Annotated in this window: 1 protein-coding gene and 1 pseudogene; both read left to right on the forward strand. The window is 50.7% G+C overall.

Going from position 1 to position 2,481, the window contains the following annotated elements; translation table 11 throughout:
- The coding region (locus OSC10802_RS0115750) for a WD40 repeat domain-containing protein (protein ID WP_198525130.1) at positions 1-1,033 on the forward strand (1,033 nt) is incomplete at its 5' end.
- A gap of 406 nt (positions 1,034-1,439) precedes the next feature.
- Positions 1,440-2,276 (forward strand): annotated as a pseudogene (locus OSC10802_RS54530) (transposase); the annotation flags it as partial.
- Between the last annotated feature and the right edge of the window lie 205 nt (positions 2,277-2,481).

Genomic DNA, 2,481 nt, shown 5'->3' on the forward strand with positions numbered 1-2,481 from the left:
AGAGCGGGATGATTGCGAGGCGGCGATTAAAACTCTGGAGAGTATTCCAGGGGAAGACGCAGTAGGGGCGAAGCATCAGGGCGACAATGTTTCGGTTGCGGGCAAAGGTGACTCACCGAATGCAACGCCGATACAGGCGGCGCTCAAACTAGCAAGAGAGAGACTGCCTAAATCAAAGCGCCCGTTGCGCACCTTTGAGGGACACACAATATCGGTGAGCTCAGTGTGTCTGAGCCCGGATGGCAGATTTGCCCTGTCGGGGAGTGAGGACAAAACCCTGAAACTGTGGGAAGTGGCAACGGGGCGGTGCTTGCGCACCTTTAAGGGACATACACACTATGTGTTCTCAGTGTGTCTGAGCCCGGATGGCAGATTTGCCCTGTCGGGGAGTGAGGACAAAACCCTGAAACTGTGGGAAGTGGCAACGGGGCGGTGCTTGCGCACCTTTAAGGGACATACACACTATGTGTTCTCAGTGTGTCTGAGCCCGGATGGCAGATTTGCCCTGTCGGGGAGTGGGGACAAAACCCTGAAACTGTGGGAAGTGGCAACGGGGCGGTGCTTGCGCACCTTTGAGGGACATACAGGCGGGGTGAACTCAGTGTGTCTGAGCCCGGATGGCAGATTTGCCCTGTCGGGGAGTTATGACAAAACCATGAAACTGTGGGTTTTAGACTGGGAACTGGAACACCGGCATCCTGCTGACTGGGATGAGGGGGCTAGACCATTACTTGAGGCATTCTTGCAGCGTCGCACCCCTGAGTTTGTGGTGGATCGCCGTGGGGATATTCTGCCGGTTATGCAGTCCATTGTTTCCCCCAGTTGGACTGAGGAGGAGTTTGAAGGATTGCTCCACACCCTGGGATGCGCCGGCTACGGTTGGCTGCGCCCAGAAGGGGGTGCGCCGGCAGTTGCAAGCAATGGCGAGAGGGGAGGGCGGAGTGTTTGGCAGTTAATTTATGAGGTTGAAATGTTGCCTAACCGCGTCAGGAAATTGTCATTTATAGCCGCTCTCATATTAGTGAGGTACTGAGAAACCCGGTTTCTTAAACCAATACCTTCGCCAAAAGCCCACCCTGAGTGGTGGGCTTTTAGCTAGAGTGCCGAGGGAGATGGCTATTTAAAAATCCTTTTCCCAAAACCCGGACAGAGTTTTCTGGAGGAAATGTCTCAACCCCATACCCTGTAAGGGGTACATCGGGGCTGGTCAATAGCTGTGACGCCCCCAAAGAAGCCTGCTGTACAGAGCAGGAGATTGCCGAGGACGGCGCGTCATTTAGGGGGAGCCGACCTCTTTCGTCTCCCATCAGGAGCCAACGGAACCAGGGAACCTCAGGTAAATTGGCGAAGGTGTTATTAAACAATATCTTCGCCAAAAAAAGAGGGTTTTTTTAGTACATTTTTGGTTAACCACAACGACAACTTATAACTTCACAAAACGACCTGCCGGCAGTAAGAATCAAAACAAAATCGCCGTGCCTTTTAAACCAAAATTATTGCAAATTCAAAAAATAATAAAGTCATTGCTAAAACAGTTGGGCGGTATGCTGCCCCTGACTTATCTGCTATTGGATGGTCACTTTGGCAATAATGCTTCCCTGCAAATGGCCCGCCGGCTGAATTTACATCTAATTTCAAAGCTTCGTTACGATTCGGCGCTTTATATACCCTATCAAAACCCCGACCCTGAGCGAAAGTGCCGCCGCAAAGGAGATAAGCTTGACCTACGCAACATGCCCCCTCAATACCTGAAGAACAGCGCGATTGATGGGCAAATCCTCACCGATATCTATCAAGCGCAACTCCTCCACAAGGAATTTGCTCAACCTCTGAATGTGGTGATTCTGGTCAAGACTCATCAAAGCACCAATGCTCGCCACCACGTCATTTTATTTACCAGTGACCCTGACTTTGATTCCGACAAGGTAATAAATTTTTACAGCCTGCGCTTTCAAATCGAATTTAATTTTCGGGACAACAATTCTGGGGCCTGGAAGATTTTATGAATGTCAGCCAACCGGCAGTAACTAATGCGGCCAATCTTTCATTTTTTATGGTCAACCTGTCCACATCACCTGCTCGGAACTGGCCGGGGGAAGCATTCTGGGGACAGTGTGCTGGATCTCAAGGCCATCTGTCGGGGCTCAAAATATGTGGCCGAAATCATAAAACTCCTTCCGGAAAAACCTGAGCCAGTTTTATTGGCTCAGATTTTCCAACGTATATCCCACCTGGGTCGTATCCACCGGCCACCCGCTTGTAGCAACCTCAGCTAAATTGGCAAAGGTATAGCAGTATGCACTTAGGTTAGAACATTAGACCTTCAGGGGGGGCGGGACGCCTGCCCTACGTCTATATAGCAGTAAGCATTTAGGAACGCTACATTCCGGCTCCCTTGCTCCAGAGCTCCCGAAGCTTCTATTGTTCTAACCAATATGACTGCTGCTATATCCCTCTTTTGTCAAACAGGGGTGAAAGCCG

The organism is Kamptonema formosum PCC 10802 (genome assembly GCF_000332335.1).
In the GTDB taxonomy this organism is placed as follows: Bacteria; Cyanobacteriota; Cyanobacteriia; order Cyanobacteriales; family Oscillatoriaceae; genus Oscillatoria.